The organism is Citrobacter amalonaticus (assembly GCF_037053465.1).
Classification (GTDB): Bacteria; Pseudomonadota; Gammaproteobacteria; order Enterobacterales; family Enterobacteriaceae; genus Citrobacter_A; species Citrobacter_A amalonaticus_H.
Window position 1 is genome coordinate 136,840 of record NZ_JBALIF010000009.1, and the last position, 15,562, is coordinate 152,401.

Here is a 15,562-nt window from a genome sequence, read left to right on the forward strand (position 1 = left end):
CCTTTGCGGCAAGCGATGAATGGAGGAAAACACTCATACCTGGCATCGCCATCTGATCAGAAACAACGAACTACAACGGTTTAGTGTAACGTTACAGGTCGAGCTGTCAACGTATTCTTCTTGCTTAAATAAGGGCGGCGTACGCCGGAGATTGATTAGCGTTTCCAGAACGCGGCCACGCATTGAACCTACGCGCCCCTTCTCCATCCGGCATCGATATATTCTTTTATTGGTGAAGATATAATAATATCTCTTCTGAATATTAAATTAGCGATACCCTAAGAAGATAATATATGAAAGGATTTAATGAATTAATTAAAGAAGCAGAAGATGCTGACGTCCAGGGATGGGGATTTAGCTGGCTGGAGGGAAGAGCAACTGAAGAAAGACCACCGTGGGGTTATGCAAAACAACTGGCGCAGCGCCTGGCTAAAGTTAACTCTGCATTAGACCTGGACACGGGGGGCGGCGAGGTGTTGAATGAAGCACCGCAATTTCCACCCAAAATGTTTGCGACAGAAGCCTGGCTGCCTAATGTGAAAAAGGCGGAAGCATTATTATCGCCGCGTGGTGTTAAAATTATTAATACCTCTGATATGTCCACGCTGCCCTTTCGCGATGAATCTTTCGAACTCATCACTTCACGACATCCTGTTAAAGTCGACTGGGCTGAAATATATCGATTACTGCAACCCGGCGGACACTATTTCGCTCAACATGTTGGACCCGCATCTGCATTTGAACTGATTGAGTACTTTCTCGGGCCTTTGCCCTATGAAAGAACCCTTCGCGACCCTGAGGTGGAAGCAGAAGAGGCCAAAGCGGCTGGGTTAAAAATCGTGGATCTTCAGTCCGTACGCTGCCGAATGGAATTTTTCGACGTCGGTGCAATCATCTGGATTTTGCGAAAATGCGTCTGGTGGGTGCCTGATTTCTCAGTGGCAAAATATCATACTGAACTTAAAAAACTTGATGAACAAATGCGGGCTGGTAAGCCTTTTGTCGCCTGGTCTTCACGTCATCTTATCGAAATACAAAAATAATGATCTATTATGACTCTTAGGTCGCAATGGCATAAGAGTCACAGGTCAAACGAAGCCTCGCCTTCTCTTCTATCAGGTAAATGCCGCAACGCTTTCGCCCGCTTTCCGAAAACTCCCATTCAAAACAGGTAGCAATGTCGCCCACCAATGCATCTGAGTGTACAATTTTACTGTACAAGTTACCGGAAGCATATCTTAGGGTGAGTATTGCATTCAATATTAAAACCATTAAATATCATACGCATATAAATATTACATTATAAAACCAATGGTTATTCAATCTCTTTTTAGCACTTTTCGCCAAAATAAAATAATTGTTACTCATAAAGATTTAATTCTGGGTTTAATTTTGAAACTCGAATCTGAAGAAACTGTGCTGATGCAAGATATTTACAGACAAGCTTTAGAGTTTGTTGTACTGCATACGCCTGGGGATATTCGGTTCTAATTCGAACGCGTATTTCCATGCATAGTATCACTAACCGCTGCTTCATACATTTGTGTCTTTCTGACGGGGATCGTCTGGTCCGCAATCTTGTTGACTGCAAACTGTCAGTCAACATATCCCTGATAGTTCAGATAAATACCGTTCACAAAATACCAGAAAGGCGTAGACCAGTTACTGGAAAACATATAACCATCCCATTTGCCTTCGTTATCCGCTAAACGGACCGACAGAGAGGTCCTTATTTAAAATTGCATCCAGCGAAAACGTGGTGACATCATAGCAAGTGCTAACCTGCTGGCAGAGATGGTGAAGTAAGACATAAGGGGGCATTCGCCCCTTCAGATTATTGAAAAACCCAGCGGAGGTCTTGCCGGATGACGGCTGGCGCCTTATCCGGCCTACATAAGCTCGCAATACCATGTAGGCCCGATAAGCCTGCGTCATCGGGCATTTCAGGTCTTGCCGGATGACGGCTGACGCCTTATCCGGCCTGCATAAGATCGCAATACCTTGTAGGCCCGATAAGCCTGCGTCATCGGGCATTTCAGGTCTTGCCGGATGGCGGCTGACGCCTTATCCGGCCTGCATAAGCTCGCAATACCATGTAGGCCCGATAAGCCTGCGTCATCGGGCATTTCAGGTCTTGCCGGATGGCGGCTGACGCCTTATCCGGCCTGCATAAGATCGCAATACCTTGTAGGGCCGATAAGCCTGCGTCATCGGGCATTTCAGGTCTTGCCGGATGGCGGCTGGCGCCTTATCCGGCCTGCATAAGCTCGCAATACCATGTAGGCCCGATAAGCCTGCGTCATCGGGCATTTCAGGTCTTGCCGGATGACGGCTGGCGCCTTATCCGGCCTGCATAAGATCGCAATACCTTGTAGGCCCGATAAGCCTGCGTCATCGGGCATTTCATCGTTTGTCAGCAGTCTCAAGAGGGTATTCGCCCCTTTTTTCTTTATTTCAATCGTTTACCAGCATCATCAACGACTTTCTCGCCGTCTTCCTTTGCGAAAGCCCCTTTCTGCGCATCCGGGAGAATATCCAGAACGACTTCAGAGGGACGGCACAGTTTGGTTCCTAATGACGTCACCACAATGGGACGGTTAATCAGAATCGGATGTTGCAGCATAAAATCGATGAGCTGGTCGTCGGTAAATTTATCTTCGGCAAGCCCCAGATCCTCATACGGCTCGACATTTTTACGTAACAGCGCCCGGGCCGTTATCCCCATATCTGCAATGAGTTTAACCAGCTCATCGCGTGAAGGCGGGTTCTCAAGGTAAAGAATAATGGTCGGCTCAGTACCGCTGTTGCGGATCATCTCCAGCGTATTACGCGACGTGCCGCAGGCCGGGTTGTGATAAATGGTGATATTGCTCATTTCAGTATCTCATTACCAAGTGAAAGAGAGACGTAGCGCCAGCGCCGCCAGCGTTACAAACAGCACAGGCAGAGTCATGACGATCCCGGTGCGAAAATAGTATCCCCAGGTGATAGTCATATTCTTCTGTGAAAGGACATGCAGCCAGAGCAGCGTTGCCAGGCTACCAATTGGTGTAATTTTCGGCCCCAGATCGCAGCCAATCACGTTGGCGTAAATCATCGCCTCTTTGATCACGCCGGTTGCAGTACTGCCATCGATCGAGAGCGCACCAACCAGCACGGTAGGCATATTGTTCATGATGGAAGAGAGGATTGCGGTCAGGAATCCCGTACCCAGCGTCGCGACCCACAGCCCTTTATCCGCCAGTACATTCAGTACACCTGAAAGATATTCGGTTAGCCCGGCGTTGCGCAGACCGTAGACCACCAGGTACATCCCCAGCGAGAAAATGACTATTTGCCAGGGTGCCCCACGCAGCACTTTACCGGTGTTAATGGCATGGCCTCGTTTCGCCACCGCAAACAGGATGATTGCCCCGACTGCCGCAATTGCGCTAACCGGAATGCCCAGCGGCTCAAGAATAAAAAAGCCAAGCAGCAAAAGAATCAACACTATCCAGCCGGTACGGAACGTAGCCGGATCGTTAATCGCTTTTGCCGGTACTTTCAGGAGAGCCAAATCGTAAGTCGGCGGAATATCTTTGCGAAAGAACAGATGCAGCATTACCAGCGTGGCGATAATCGCGGCAATATCAACCGGAACCATTATCGACGCATATTCCGCAAAGCCCAGACCGAAGAAGTCCGCCGAGACGATATTCACCAGGTTCGACACAATCAGCGGCAAGCTGGCTGTATCGGCAATAAACCCGGCGGCCATGACAAATGCCAGCGTTGTCCCTTTGCTAAACCCTAATGCCAGTAGCATAGCGATGACTATTGGCGTCAGAATCAGTGCCGCACCATCGTTGGCAAACAGTGCCGCCACCGCTGCGCCGAGCAGGACTATCCAGGTAAACAATAAACGCCCACGACCATTACCCCAACGGGAAACGTGCAGCGCCGCCCATTCGAAAAAGCCGGATTCATCGAGCAGCAGGCTGATAATAATCACCGCAATAAAGGTCGCCGTCGCATTCCAGACGATATTCCACACCACCGGGATATCATCCACATGCACAACACCAGAAATCAACGCCAGCCCCGCGCCCACCATTGCACTCCAGCCGATCCCTAATCCCTTCGGCTGCCAGATAACCAGGACGATGGTCAGGACAAAAATAGCGCCTGCCAGTAACATACAACCTCCTGACAGGGCGACTTTGCCGCCCTGTATATACAAAAAATCAAACCGCCAGCTCTCTGAGTTTTTCAATACCAGTAGGCTCGGATGCCAGTATCGGAACGAGCGCTATACGGTTAGCGTGCTGATTTTTAACAGCCTCAATCTGAGGTAGCTCCTGCAGGGCGCGCTGGCAAAGCAGTGGCGAATGCGTATCCGCAATGGAAAGGCTGTTATTGATAATCCAGCCCCACGGATGAATTCCTGCGCGTTCCAGGTCGGACTGCAAATTTGCCGCTTCCAGCACCGGTGTGGTTTCAGGAAGCGTAACCAGCAGAACTTTGGTTCGTTCCGGGTCCTGGAGTTGCATCATTGGGGTAGTAAAATGACCTTTATTCCCCATTTTTTTGGCAATCTCCCGGTGGTAAGCTCCGGTCGCATCCAGCAGCAACAGCGTGTGTCCTGTAGGAGCGGTATCCATGACAACAAACCGCTTACCCGCTTCACGGATCACCCTTGAAAAGGCCTGGAACACGGCGATTTCTTCAGTACAGGGAGAACGTAAATCCTCTTCCAGCAGACGTTTCCCGGCCTCATCCAGATCCCTGCCTTTCGTTTCAAGGACATGCTGGCGGTAGCGTTCGGTTTCATCGAGAGGGTTGATTCGGCTGACCTGGAGGTTATTCAGACTACCGTTCAGCGTGGTACTGAGATGTGCGGCGGGATCTGAGGTGGTGAGATGGACATCAAAACCCTTATCCGCCAGCCTTACGGCGATGGCCGCAGCCATCGTGGTTTTACCTACGCCACCTTTGCCCATCAGCATGATTAAACCGTGTTCACTGCGAGCGAGTTCATCAACCATGGCAGACAGCGACGTATTCTCTGACTTGTTCTGCATACTCTGTTCAGGAAGCGATACTGACTCAGAATGTTCGTTGAGCAAACCTTTCAATGCGGATACACCAACCATATTCAGCGGCTGAAGGTATAAACTATCTGTCGGCAACGCAGATAAACCGGCAGGAAGATTTTCCAGCGCCTCTTGCTCTCGTTGCCCTATTGCAGCGGCCAGTGCATCACCTTCTGCTTCGCTCGCCGGCAGGACACCGTTAATGACCAGAGACTGATTTTTAAGGCCAATGGCAGATAACTCGTCATGAGTGCGGGCGACTTCCTGCAATGTTGATTTTTGCAATCGCGCGACCAGCACCAGGCGGGTACGTTCAGGATCGGATAACGCCTCAACCGCATGAGCATATTGCTCGCGTTGCTTTTCAAGCCCAGCCATCGGGCCAAGACAGGAAGCACCGTCCGGGTTACTCTCAATGAAGCTACTCCAGGCGCCGGGAAGCTGGAGAAGGCGAATAGTGTGGCCCGTTGGGGCAGTATCAAAAATAATGTGATCAAAGCGGGTCAGCAGAGATGCGTCAGTCAACAAACTGGTAAACTCATCGAACGCCGCAATCTCCGTGGTACATGCCCCCGAAAGCTGTTCATTGATACCGTTAACAACATCATCAGGCAAAAGACCTCTAACAGGGTCAACGATTCTGGCACGGTATTGCTGAGCGGCATCTTGTGGATCGATTTCCAGCGCCGAAAGACCAGGCACAGCAGCCACACTCTGGATAGTGTTACCGATAGACTGATCGAATACCTGACCGACATTAGAGGCCGGGTCAGTACTGACAAGCAGGATACGCTTGCCCTGCTCTGCCAGGCGGATAGCCGTTGCACAGGAAATGGACGTTTTCCCCACACCGCCCTTACCGGTAAAAAACAGATAAGGCGGGATATTCTGTAAGAATTTCATATGTCCTCCTGACATACTTAGCAACAGGAAGTATTCCCGCCACAGCAGCTTTTCGGGGCCACTCCCACCTTCTCCAGCGGAATACCGAACCAGCGAGCCAGCTCAGCACGTTTTGGGTATCGACCAGCCATCACCGTTTCGCCGTCCAGCAACAGCAACGGAAGCCCTTCTGCTCCAGAAGCATCCAGGAATGCTTTTGCTTTCTCGTTCTGAACGAAGCTCATGGGCTGCTGCGCCAGATTGTAGCGTTCAACCTGTACGCCACGTCCTTTCAGCCACTGCACATCAGCAGAGAAATCAACCAGAACCTGATCGACATCTGAACCACATACGCCGGTACTGCAGCACATTGCCGGGTCAAACACCGTTAACGTTTTCATTTTGAATATCTCACATTTGGAAAATCATATATACGGGTAAATTTTTTAGCTGCAAACAGCCTTACCGCTACCAGAGCAGTTGGCTGATGCCAGCTTACGGGCGAAGGCCTTTACGTCGTCCTGTTGGCTTAACCAGGCTTGCTCAATTACCTGAGCAGCCCAGGACGGAATATGCGGGGATAAGCGGTAATGAACCCATTTCCCCTGCTTGCGATCCAGCAATAATCCACTTTCCCGGAGCATCGCCAGATGACGGGAGATCTTGGGTTGAGACTGATCCAGCGCCGTACAGAGATCGCACACGCAAAGCTCTCCCATCTCTCTGAGCAGCAATACGATACCCAGACGGGTTTCATCGGAGAGGTTTTTGAAGAGCTGTAATGCGATAATTTTCATTAAATTGAACAACGCCTTGAAATTGTGTTACTTAAAGAACAGAAACAATGAATATGGAAAAGCATATATTTATAATCATAGTAGGCTTTTCTTTTCACCAAATCAACGAATAGGTCTCCCGTAAAAAATCTGTCGTTACGTGACTCCGCATGGTCAACTTATCCAGACAAACCAGCAAACAACCTATCGCGCCGTACAAAGTAAACCCGGGACAGTGGAAGTTTCAGTGTAGTGGCACAGCAAATTTGGCCACCTGATCAAAGGTTATATTCTCACCTCACCACAAAACAGGTGACTTAATGAACAAGAAAACCAAACGTACTTTCACACCTGAGTTCAGGCTGGAATGTGCATAGTTGATTGTTGATAAGGGCTACTCATATCAACAAGCCAGTGAGGCGATGGATGTCGGTTCTACCACAACGTATCCGTGAGCTGGAAAAAAACAGGTTCGCCGTCTTGAGGTGCAAGATTCGGTATTGAAAAGGCCACCATGCTCTTGATGTCCGACTCACTGAACGGTTCACGGCAGCTACCAGACTGAATGACAGCCACACGGTTGTCAGCCTTTGTTCCGCTCCGGAAAACATCGCAGCAGTACATCTTTTCCTGAATATTAACAATTTCCTTAAAAAGGTCATTTGGATATTCCATTTTATCCATTGTTAAATTAGCTATGGCATACAATCCATTTATTCCTAAAAAATGGAGGAATGAAATAAAATGGTCAAATAAATATACCAACCCACTCAAAATGTATTTAATACGCTGCATGAATTGTCTGCCAATCATGCCCGGCAAAGCTGCACATTATTTCCATATCAATTCTACACAGGATTAGCATTATGAAATCTTCATTAGCCAATAAAATATCGCTTTTAGCGAGTCTGATTGCTGCTGTTTCCGGATGTGTTACAACCGGAGTTTATGCCCACGGCTATATTTCCTCCCCACCCAGCCGTATTTATGAATGCAACCTTGGTCGTAATACAGATTGTGGTTCAGGCATGTATGAACCGCAGTCCGTAGAGGGACCAAAAGGATTTCCCGAAGGAGGACCAGCAGACGGCTTTATTGCCAGCGGGCAAAATGAGAAATTCCATCCTTTAGATGTACAAACGCCAGATCGCTGGGTAAAAGTTAAACAAAGCGCCGGAGACATAAAATTTGAATGGACATTAACCGCATCACATAAAAGTGAAAGCTGGGATTACTACATCACTAAGACCGGTTGGGATAATGCTAACCCACTGACAAGAAAAGACTTTGAACTGGTGCCATTCTGCCATTATGACGGGAACAATATTACACCGCCGTCAAAAGTCACCCACAGTTGTACCATCCCTGCAGACCGGAAAGGATACCATGTGATACTAGGCGTATGGAGCATAGCGGATACCAGCAACGCGTTCTATCAGGCAATTGACGTTAATATTAATTAAGAGAGTATTGTTTGGGGCCTCTGTAACAACTTAGATGCCACCTGGAACATTTATATTTTCTTTTACATTCTTACTATTACGTCATGGCACCAGACTCTATTGAGTCTATGCCATGATGTTTTTATTATAGCCGCATTAATTCCAGGAAATTATAATGAATTATTTTGCCATCGGGTAAGGATACAGAGAAAACGATTCATCCAGCTGTGCATCCTTTAAGTTAGCACCATAACAGAGGAGCTAAAAATAAGGCAAATCTCAACCTGATTATGCACAATCCCTGTCGTTAAATAGCGTAATAATTTCGTTGAAGGGAAATCACTCCCTTCATAATAAATAAGGGTCCTAATAATGAAAACATTATTTACTCCGTTTATCGACGTGACTGTTAATGCCGAGTGGTCCGACTGGCAGAATTATCCCGATGGACGTCCTAATCCACTTTATTCACAGGAAGCCATTAACTGGAATGTTAGTGGCCTGATCTTTGGCTTTGTTACGCTGTCCGCTTCCCGCAAAGCCTGTTGGGCCGCGCAGGATGCCATGCCGCTGAACTGGGCGCTCCCGCTGGCAAATGATTTAAATGCCGCAAATCTCGACGTCATCGTTTCATTTGGCGGCGCTGCCAATTCGGATATTTCCAGTGTGTTTAGCGTGGCAGAGCTTGTTTCTACCTATCAGCAAGTGATTACCGACTACCACGCTGCTGGTCTGGATTTTGACCTTGAGAACGGTCTTTATGACATAGTCAAAATTTGCAACGCTCTAAAAATCATTCAGAAAGACAATCCGAAGGTTCGGCTTTCTTTCACTCTGCCAACCATGCCGACTGGACTCACCTCCACCGGTCTGGGCATCGTGCAGAAGGTTCGTGACGCGGGTCTGAACTTTACCATTAACGGCATGGCAATGGATTATTATGACCCGCTGGTGTCAGCGAATATGGGCAAAGCGGCGACCGATGCGGCGACCAGCATTTGCAGGCAGCTTGAAAACCTGTCCATTCCTGGCGGCTACAGCAAAGTTGCCATTACCCCAATGATTGGCATGAATGACGATTTGAGTATGTTCAGGCTCCAGGATTCCACCGCGCTTGCGACCTTTGCCAGTCAGCACTCACTCTCGTTCCTGGCGATTTGGTCTTTCAACCGTGACAACCCGTCGTCCTACACCTATGTGGACCTGACCACCAGCAGCAATCCTGCGCAGAGATTCCCAGGAGAATACTGTCAGCGTTTTGTTGATGGCCTGGCTTCTTAACACTGATAAGCCCGCTGAGGAAACTTCAGCGGGCAAGGCAACGTATTGCTAATCACCACATTGCGACAGTTTGTCAACCAAGAGGGCTGTTATAAGCTCCCATCTGCATAAACCGCTGTTCATTAACTGAACACATTTCACCTTCACAACGATGACCAATCATCCTGGAATCAAAACGGGCTGACGTCTCACTGAGAGCTATACCATGCTAAACAAGTACGCCAGTGAATGCGCGAGAGGAAAAACAGAAAAATTCTATAAGAGAGGCTTCTGAAATTTATTGATTGAAATGGTGCCGATAATAGGAGTCGAACCTACGACCTTCGCATTACGAATGCGCTGCTCTACCAACTGAGCTATATCGGCCCTGAAAAGGACATGTTCACGGGTGCGAACACGGGGTAGAAGGTTAAAACTAACCGAGTGATGCGTCAATAGCCTTGCGAATCAAATGGCTGATTTTGCATCACCCGGATTCAATTAGGCACGAATGGTGTCATCGCCAAAGCCGATCCACTTGTAGGTGGTCAGCGCTTCCAGCCCCATCGGACCGCGCGCATGTAACTTCTGCGTGCTGACCGCCACTTCCGCTCCGAGACCAAACTGCCCCCCATCTGTAAAGCGGGTAGAGGCGTTGACGTACACCGCGGAAGAATCCACTTCGTTCACAAAACGGTTTGCGTTGTGCATTGTGCGCGTCAGGATAGCGTCAGAGTGTTGGGTGCCATGTTCGCGAATATGCGCGATGGCGTCATCCAGGTCAGCAACGAGTTTGACGTTCAAATCCAGCGACAGGAATTCATCGTCAAATTCTTCCGCCTTAACCGCTACCGCCTTCGCCGGACCGGAACTCAACATGGCAAGCGCTTTCTCATCCGCATGCAACGTCACACCGCTCTGCGCCATCTGCTGACTCAGCGCAGGCAGAAAACGTCCGGCAATGCCCTGATGTACCAACAGCGTTTCAACCGTGTTGCAGGTGCTCGGGCGCTGGGTTTTCGCATTGACGATAATCTTCAGTGCTGGCGCGATTTCTGCACTGTCATCGACAAAAATATGGCAAACACCAATTCCACCAGTGATCACCGGAATGGTGGACTGCTCGCGGCACAGCTTATGCAAGCCCGCACCACCGCGTGGGATCAACATGTCGATGTATTTATCCATGCGCAGCATCTCGTTGACCAGCGCACGGTCCGGGCTTTCAATCGCCTGAACGGCGGCTTCAGGTAAACCGCAGGCGGTAAGCGCCTGCTGGATCACGCGTACGGTGGCAGCATTGGTGCGATACGTCTCTTTACCGCCACGCAGAATCGCTGCATTGCCGGTTTTCAGACATAGCGAGGCGACATCTACGGTGACGTTTGGCCGCGCCTCATAAATCACGCCAATCACGCCCAGCGGCACACGACGGCGTTCCAGCCGAAGACCGCTGTCCAGCAGACCGCCGTCTATCACCTGACCGACCGGATCGGCCAGGTTACACACCTGGCGGACGTCATCGGCAATCGCTTTCAAACGCACAGGGGTGAGCGCCAGACGGTCAAGCATCGCCTCACTCAGACCATTCGCGCGCGCTTCGGTCACGTCCTGCGCATTCGCGCTCAGGATAGTTTCCGTTTGCGCTTCCAGTTCATCAGCTATTTTTTCCAGTACGCGATTTTTTTCGCGACTAGAGAGCAGCGCCAGTTTGTACGACGCCGCTTTGGCAGCAATGCCCATTTGTTCCAGCATTTATCTGCTCCTTAACGGGTAATCATGTCATCACGATGAACGGCGACCGGGCCATATTCATAGCCCAGGATAGCGTCAATCTGCTGAGAGTGGTGTCCGGCGATTCGGCGCAGCGCATCACTGTTGTAGCGGCTCACTCCGTGGGCGATATCGCGCCCTTCCAGATTACAGATACGGATAACTTCACCACGAGAGAAGTTGCCTGTCACGCTTTTAATCCCTTTCGGAAGCAACGAGCTACCGCGTTCCAGAATAGCGGCCGTCGCCCCTTCATCCACGGTGATCTCTCCGGCAGGCGGCGCGCCGAAGATCCAGCGTTTACGGTTTTCAAGCGGAGAGGCCTGAGCGTGGAAACGTGTGCCAACGGAAATGCCTTCCATCACATCGCCAATCACGCCAGACTTGCTGCCTGCGGCAATGATGGTGTCGATACCAGCGCGACAGGCGACGTCAGCAGCCTGTAGCTTGGTGCCCATTCCCCCAGTTCCCAGACCAGACACGCTATCACCGGCAATAGAACGCAGCGCGTCATCAATGCCATAGACATCTTTAATCAGCTCAGCCTGTGGATCGGTTCGCGGATCGGCAGTAAACAACCCTTGCTGATCGGTCAGCAGCAGCAGTTTGTCAGCACCGGCAAGGATCGCCGCCAGCGCAGAGAGATTGTCGTTATCCCCCACTTTAATTTCCGCTGTGGCCACCGCGTCATTCTCGTTGATTACTGGCACGATATTGTTGTCCAGCAGCGCGCGCAGCGTATCGCGCGCATTCAGGAAGCGTTCTCTGTCTTCCATATCCGCACGCGTTAGCAGCATCTGTCCAATGTGGATACCGTAAATCGAAAACAGTTGTTCCCACAATTGAATCAGTCGGCTTTGCCCTACCGCCGCTAACAGTTGTTTGGTGGCGATGGTTGCCGGCAGCTCCGGATATCCCAGGTGCTCGCGACCGGCGGCAATCGCGCCGGAAGTGACGATCACAATACGATGTCCAGCGGCATGAAGCTGCGCGCACTGACGAACGAGTTCTACAATATGGGCACGGTTCAGGCGGCGCGATCCGCCCGTTAGCACGCTGGTGCCGAGTTTTACCACCAGCGTCTGGCTGTCACTCATGATTCTCTGCCGTTCAAAATAGGGAAAATGATAGTAAACGAACGTTTTAACAGGACTGGCCGCGGTTGCCAACAAGCAGCGCACAAAGCATGGAATTTTATTGTGCTGGATCAGCAAGCGTAGCGGCAATTTTTGACGTTTTGATTACCGCAATAAAAAAACATATCTTTTTAAAATTATTCTTACTTTGTCATAAAACTTTCACCACAGAACGATAAAACCCTCCTGTCTTTTAACGGGGATCACACCCAATAAATAGTAGCGCGTACGTTAAATCAGGACTGAAAATGAAAAAGAGCACTCTGGCATTAGTGGTGATGGGTATTATGGCATCGGCATCCGTGCAGGCAGCGGAAGTGTTTAACAAGAACGGCAATAAACTGGATGTGTATGGCAAAGTGAAAGCAATGCACTATTTCAGTGATGATGATGCAAAAGATGGCGACCAGACTTATGTCCGTTTTGGTTTTAAAGGCGAGACGCAAATCAATGATCAACTGACTGGTTATGGTCGTTGGGAAGCGGAATTTGCAGGCAACAAAACCGAGAGCGAAAGCGGTCAAAAAACACGTCTGGCCTTTGCCGGTATCAAGCTGAAAGATATTGGTTCTTTCGATTACGGTCGTAACCTGGGCGCACTGTATGACGTTGCCGCCTGGACAGATATGTTCCCGGAATTCGGCGGTGACGGTCTGGCGCAGACGGACAACTTTATGACCAAACGCGCCAGCGGCCTGGCGACCTATCGCAACACCGACTTCTTCGGGATGATTGATGGCCTGAACATGACCCTGCAATATCAGGGCAAAAATGAAAACCGTGACGTGAAGAAACAGAATGGCGACGGTTTCGGGACGTCACTGAGCTATGACTTTGGCGGGAGCGACTTCGCCATCATCGGCGCCTACGCTAACTCTGATCGTACCAACGATCAGAACCTGCTGGTGCGCGGTCACGGCCAGAATGCGGAAGGCTGGGGAACCGGTCTGAAATATGACGGTAACGATATCTATCTGGCGACCATCTATTCTGAAACGCGCAACATGGCGCCAATTTCCGGTGGTTTTGCCAATAAAGCACAAAACTTCGAAGCCGTCGCGCAATACCAGTTTGATTTTGGGCTGCGTCCGTCCATTGGTTATGTACAGTCTAAAGGCAAAGATATTGAAGGTATCGGTGACGAAGATATCGTGAAATATATCGATGTCGGCGCGACGTATTATTTCAACAAAAACATGTCAGCGTTTGTGGATTATAAAATCAACCAGATTGATGACAACAACAAACTGGGCGTCAGCAGCGATGACATCGTCGCGCTGGGTATGACCTATCAGTTCTGATGCGGTTTATGTGCCGGAGAGCACACTCTGGCGCCATAGCCTGTCTGAAGCTGATAAAACAAAAATGCCGGATAGCGGCTGACACCTTATCCGGCCTACAAAAGAATCAATACGTTATACCATCTTTCCAGGCCGGATGATGAATCCGGCATTTTTGATTACGCCGATAATTTCACCGGCTCATCCCGGAAATCGTCCGCGGGTTCCAGTGATAAATGCAGCGTATTTAACAACTCACGCAGCTTCTCATGAAACTCTCGCAGGGTATATTCCAGCCGCTCAACCACTTCAGCTTCTTTGATCGGAACCTCTTTCCAGTCTCCCGCTTTGTCGAACAGACCAAATTTATAGCTATAGGTAAAACGCTTTTCCTGCGCTTCCAGTTCCATCCACCAGCCCCAGAATTCACGCAGTTCAGGCGCAGGCTTCACATTGACGCAAACTGCCAGGCAATCGAAAAAGAATCGATTATCTTCGCACTTCCCTTCCCGGATATAGGGGCCTAGCGCGGTAAATTTTTTGATCAATCTGCTCTTCGGGTGTCCACTCGGTAACGTCATTGCGATCTCCTGTTGTGAAGCAACTGTTTTACCAAAACAGTAGAATTTATCAAATCATTAACACAATCTCTTTTCAATCCAGCGGGTGATTTCCTGTAACGCGTTGTCAAAATTGCGATACACCGGGTTGAACGGGATCTCCAGCAGTTTGCCGTCAGAAGAGGATGACGTGATTAAGCGGGACTCTTCTTCCGGGCTAAAAGGATCATTCTTCCAGAAGCCCGAAAGCATTGGCGTTGGGCAACGTCGGCCTAACAGCCCCTGCACCTTCAGCGAATAGCGATTCAGCTCGACGCGTAGGGCTTCATCGGACGCATCGTGCATCCCCAGCCGGCTCGCCAGAACGTCAAGATACATTTCCGGTACCGCCCCCTGACGCAAAGGATCGTTCAGCAACGCATGCACAACCGGCCCCAGACAGGCCACCGCTTTCAGTCGTGGCGATTCCAGATAGGCCAGGCGTACCGCCACGTTTGCGCCAAAACGGAAACCGAACGCCGCTACGCGGGTATGATCCACCCACGGCACATCTGGCAGTGCTTTCAGCACATGCTGGTGCAGCAGGCTGGAATCCTGAGTGAGTTTCCACTTTGAAGAAAAACCGACCGAAGGCATATCCAGCGTGAGCATCGCCATACCACGTGGCGCAAAATAACGTTCAAACAGGGTGTAATAGTCAGTTTGCATGGCATCCAGACCGCCACACATCAGCACCGTCGGGAACGGACCGTCACCTTTCGGCATATGTAAAAAACCAGTGACAGGAGAACCGCCGGGCACAGTGAACTCCATTTCGCGCAACGAACCCGGCAATCGCTGAGCGGCCTCTTCATAAGCGCGGTTGGCCAGCGCCTGCGCCTGTTCCGCGAGATCGTCGCCTTTGAGATGCGGATAAGCGGCAATGTTATATAGCGTGGAAGCATGAAGCCAGTGGCGACCACTGCGCTCAGGATCCGCTTCCTGACAGGCTTTTTGTTGCCATTCCATCGCCTGTTTTGACCATTCAAAGATCCAGTTGCCACCGCGATAGCCAATCACCGTATCGTATAATTCCGCGTCGGTGCGCTCGGCATCACTCATGACAATACGTGCCTGAACCTCAAGGATTTCACGCGGATCGACTCCGCGCCAGATCCACATCAGGCGATTAATCATGCGATACCAGTGAGGGATAGTCTTGCCATCCAACGTTGACTGCACAGGCGGCTGCGTCCCGGCATTAAAACGGCGGACAAGCGTGGACGTTTCGGGGTGTTTAAAACGCGGTTTGAACAGGATTTCGCTGAGGTTAGCCTGTGTCATTCTTGCAGCCTCCAAAAATACTTACTGAGGCGTATTGTAACCTGTCACAAGCTAAATA

14 protein-coding genes, 1 tRNA gene and 1 pseudogene are annotated in these 15,562 nt (G+C 50.0%); 6 read left to right on the plus strand and 10 right to left on the minus strand.

From position 1 onward, the window contains the following. Positions 1–293 precede the first annotated feature (293 nt). Together WB371_RS16300 and WB371_RS16305 are read left to right on the plus strand one after the other, a co-directional pair. Positions 294–1,043: a class I SAM-dependent methyltransferase gene (locus WB371_RS16300; protein ID WP_336221084.1), complete on the plus strand. Its 750-nt coding sequence runs from the start codon at positions 294–296 to the stop codon at positions 1,041–1,043. 268 nt (positions 1,044–1,311) lie between these two features. Then, on the plus strand, positions 1,312–1,491 hold the full coding sequence (locus WB371_RS16305) for a biofilm development regulator YmgB/AriR family protein (RefSeq protein WP_336221085.1): 180 nt from the start codon (positions 1,312–1,314) through the stop codon (positions 1,489–1,491). Positions 1,492–2,449: 958 nt separating this feature from the next. Here WB371_RS16305 and arsC read toward each other — a convergent pair. The 5 genes from arsC to arsR are packed head-to-tail and all read right to left on the minus strand — an operon-like array spanning position 2,450 to position 6,751. Continuing rightward, the gene (gene arsC, locus WB371_RS16310) at positions 2,450–2,875 is read right to left on the minus strand and encodes a glutaredoxin-dependent arsenate reductase (protein WP_336221086.1); all 426 of its coding nucleotides are present in this window, start codon (positions 2,873–2,875) and stop codon (positions 2,450–2,452) included. A 12-nt stretch (positions 2,876–2,887) separates the two neighbouring features. Further along, a complete protein-coding gene (gene arsB, locus WB371_RS16315) occupies positions 2,888–4,177 on the minus strand; it encodes an arsenite efflux transporter membrane subunit ArsB (RefSeq protein WP_336221087.1) in 1,290 nt (429 codons plus the stop codon). A gap of 46 nt (positions 4,178–4,223) precedes the next feature. Next, a complete protein-coding gene (arsA, locus tag WB371_RS16320) occupies positions 4,224–5,975 on the minus strand; it encodes an arsenical pump-driving ATPase (protein WP_336221088.1) in 1,752 nt (583 codons plus the stop codon). 17 nt (positions 5,976–5,992) lie between these two features. After that, positions 5,993–6,355 (minus strand): arsenite efflux transporter metallochaperone ArsD, encoded by a 363-nt coding sequence (arsD, locus tag WB371_RS16325; RefSeq protein WP_336221089.1) that lies wholly within the window; start codon positions 6,353–6,355, stop codon positions 5,993–5,995. 45 nt (positions 6,356–6,400) lie between these two features. Further along, on the minus strand, positions 6,401–6,751 hold the full coding sequence (gene arsR, locus WB371_RS16330) for an As(III)-sensing metalloregulatory transcriptional repressor ArsR (RefSeq protein WP_336221090.1): 351 nt from the start codon (positions 6,749–6,751) through the stop codon (positions 6,401–6,403). Positions 6,752–7,050: 299 nt separating this feature from the next. Between arsR and WB371_RS16335 the strand changes: the two are divergent. From WB371_RS16335 to WB371_RS16345, 3 genes and pseudogenes are all read left to right on the plus strand, one after another. Then, positions 7,051–7,336: pseudogene (locus tag WB371_RS16335) on the plus strand (transposase); the annotation flags it as partial. Positions 7,337–7,596: 260 nt separating this feature from the next. Continuing rightward, entirely contained in the window at positions 7,597–8,193 is a 597-nt protein-coding gene (locus tag WB371_RS16340; RefSeq protein ID WP_336221091.1) for a lytic polysaccharide monooxygenase, read from the plus strand. 351 nt (positions 8,194–8,544) lie between these two features. Beyond that, complete coding sequence (locus tag WB371_RS16345) at positions 8,545–9,453, plus strand: glycosyl hydrolase family 18 protein (protein WP_336221093.1); 909 nt, start codon at positions 8,545–8,547, stop codon at positions 9,451–9,453. Positions 9,454–9,743: 290 nt separating this feature from the next. Here the strand turns inward: WB371_RS16345 and WB371_RS16350 are convergent. The 3 genes from WB371_RS16350 to proB form a co-directional block, all read right to left on the minus strand. Further along, a tRNA-Thr gene (locus WB371_RS16350) sits at positions 9,744–9,819 on the minus strand. Between the two features lie 114 nt (positions 9,820–9,933). Continuing rightward, complete coding sequence (gene proA, locus WB371_RS16355; RefSeq protein ID WP_336221094.1) at positions 9,934–11,187, minus strand: glutamate-5-semialdehyde dehydrogenase; 1,254 nt, start codon at positions 11,185–11,187, stop codon at positions 9,934–9,936. 11 nt (positions 11,188–11,198) lie between these two features. Beyond that, the gene (gene proB, locus WB371_RS16360; protein WP_336221095.1) at positions 11,199–12,302 is read right to left on the minus strand and encodes a glutamate 5-kinase; all 1,104 of its coding nucleotides are present in this window, start codon (positions 12,300–12,302) and stop codon (positions 11,199–11,201) included. Positions 12,303–12,589: 287 nt separating this feature from the next. Here proB and phoE point away from each other — a divergent pair, with 287 nt between their 5' ends. Then, positions 12,590–13,642 (plus strand): phosphoporin PhoE, encoded by a 1,053-nt coding sequence (phoE, locus tag WB371_RS16365; protein WP_336221096.1) that lies wholly within the window; start codon positions 12,590–12,592, stop codon positions 13,640–13,642. A gap of 158 nt (positions 13,643–13,800) precedes the next feature. On the opposite strand, the gene crl is transcribed toward phoE, so the two are convergent. Beyond that, entirely contained in the window at positions 13,801–14,202 is a 402-nt protein-coding gene (crl, locus tag WB371_RS16370) for a sigma factor-binding protein Crl (RefSeq protein ID WP_336221097.1), read from the minus strand. 57 nt (positions 14,203–14,259) lie between these two features. Then, positions 14,260–15,504 carry an esterase FrsA gene (gene frsA, locus WB371_RS16375; protein ID WP_336221098.1) on the minus strand — a complete coding sequence of 415 codons (1,245 nt, stop codon included), beginning with the start codon at positions 15,502–15,504 and terminating at the stop codon, positions 14,260–14,262. Between the last annotated feature and the right edge of the window lie 58 nt (positions 15,505–15,562).

Coding starts and splice junctions, on each gene's coding strand:
- WB371_RS16300 (WP_336221084.1), top strand. CDS start 294: ATGAAAGGATTTAATGAATTAATTAAAGAAGCAGAAGATGCTGACGTC.
- WB371_RS16305 (WP_336221085.1), top strand. CDS start 1,312: ATGGTTATTCAATCTCTTTTTAGCACTTTTCGCCAAAATAAAATAATT.
- arsC (WP_336221086.1), bottom strand. CDS start 2,875: ATGAGCAATATCACCATTTATCACAACCCGGCCTGCGGCACGTCGCGT.
- arsB (WP_336221087.1), bottom strand. CDS start 4,177: ATGTTACTGGCAGGCGCTATTTTTGTCCTGACCATCGTCCTGGTTATC.
- arsA (WP_336221088.1), bottom strand. CDS start 5,975: ATGAAATTCTTACAGAATATCCCGCCTTATCTGTTTTTTACCGGTAAG.
- arsD (WP_336221089.1), bottom strand. CDS start 6,355: ATGAAAACGTTAACGGTGTTTGACCCGGCAATGTGCTGCAGTACCGGC.
- arsR (WP_336221090.1), bottom strand. CDS start 6,751: ATGAAAATTATCGCATTACAGCTCTTCAAAAACCTCTCCGATGAAACC.
- WB371_RS16340 (WP_336221091.1), top strand. CDS start 7,597: ATGAAATCTTCATTAGCCAATAAAATATCGCTTTTAGCGAGTCTGATT.
- WB371_RS16345 (WP_336221093.1), top strand. CDS start 8,545: ATGAAAACATTATTTACTCCGTTTATCGACGTGACTGTTAATGCCGAG.
- proA (WP_336221094.1), bottom strand. CDS start 11,187: ATGCTGGAACAAATGGGCATTGCTGCCAAAGCGGCGTCGTACAAACTG.
- proB (WP_336221095.1), bottom strand. CDS start 12,302: ATGAGTGACAGCCAGACGCTGGTGGTAAAACTCGGCACCAGCGTGCTA.
- phoE (WP_336221096.1), top strand. CDS start 12,590: ATGAAAAAGAGCACTCTGGCATTAGTGGTGATGGGTATTATGGCATCG.
- crl (WP_336221097.1), bottom strand. CDS start 14,202: ATGACGTTACCGAGTGGACACCCGAAGAGCAGATTGATCAAAAAATTT.
- frsA (WP_336221098.1), bottom strand. CDS start 15,504: ATGACACAGGCTAACCTCAGCGAAATCCTGTTCAAACCGCGTTTTAAA.